1 protein-coding gene is annotated in these 1,076 nt (G+C 61.0%); it reads right to left on the bottom strand.

Annotated features, from left to right (window positions below):
* Positions 1-908 (bottom strand): FAD-binding oxidoreductase (locus A3730_RS04315; RefSeq protein ID WP_156500892.1); only part of this gene is annotated, 908 nt, incomplete at its 3' end.
* Positions 909-1,076 lie beyond the last annotated feature (168 nt).

The raw sequence follows: 1,076 nt of genomic DNA, 5'->3' as shown, positions 1-1,076 counted from the left end.
GCATTGGACAGACGCAGCATGGAAAGCGGTATCTTCGCCTGGGTCATCTGCCGCACCAGCTCTTTGCCGGTATCCCAATCCGGGGCGAACGCCACCTGAAACGTTTCCGTTTCCGGCAACGGCGTGACCCGTACTTTGACTTCGGTGATCACCCCCATGCGCCCTTCCGAGCCGAGGATAATTTCCCGCAGGTCAGGCCCGGCTGATGAGGCCGGAATGGTAGGAATCGTCAATGTACCTTTGGGCGTTTCCACTCGACCACCGGCAAACATCTGCTCAATGCGGCCATAACGCATGGATTGCTGGCCACTGGAGCGGCTTGCCACCCAGCCGCCAATGGTAGAAAGCTCCCAGGATTGGGGAAAGTGCCCCAGCATGTAGCCCCGCTCACGGAGCTGTTGCTCCACCTTGGGGCCGGGTGTGCCAGCGCCAAACGTGGCGATCTGGCTTTGCGTATCCAGATCCATCAGCTGGTCCATGGCCGCCAGGCTCAAGGTCAGAACCGGTGCATCGCCCTCAGGGGGATTGATATGTCCTGCCACGGACGTGCCACCGCCATAGGGAATCACGGTAATGCCCTGGGCCAACGCCCAATCGAGCAGTGCGCGAACTTCTTCGCTGCTGGAAGGCGAGGCAACCCCATCCGGGAATCGCTCGAACTCACCGGAGCGCATGGCCAGCCAGTCGGGCAGGCTTTGCCCGCGCGCGTGACGCAGCCGGGTTTCCGCATCGGTCTTGACCCCTGGGTGTTCCGGTAGCCGGGACGCCGGCACTTGGGCAATCACTGCCGCCATTTCCGCGTCGGGTAGCGGTTCGGCACGGCCCAGGCGCGCCTGAATAAAGGCCAACCCGGACGGTTTCAACGGATAGTGATTATTGCTGTCACCCCAGCCATTCCAGCGTCGCATGCATACACTCCTTATTTTCACTCATAGTAGCCCTGACACGCCGCGCTTTCACTGGCGTGGCAGGACACTGGATGGACTATTTGTGACAAAGGCGTGATTTGGGCGTTACGTGCAAAGCCAAGGCTGCGGACGGGTTACAGCAACCAACGGCGCCAGCCTTGCTGACGT

It is taken from the genome of Alcanivorax sp. HI0044, from assembly GCF_001634945.1.
Note: the sequence above shows the minus strand (reverse complement) of the source record. Positions and strands in the feature narration are given on the sequence as shown.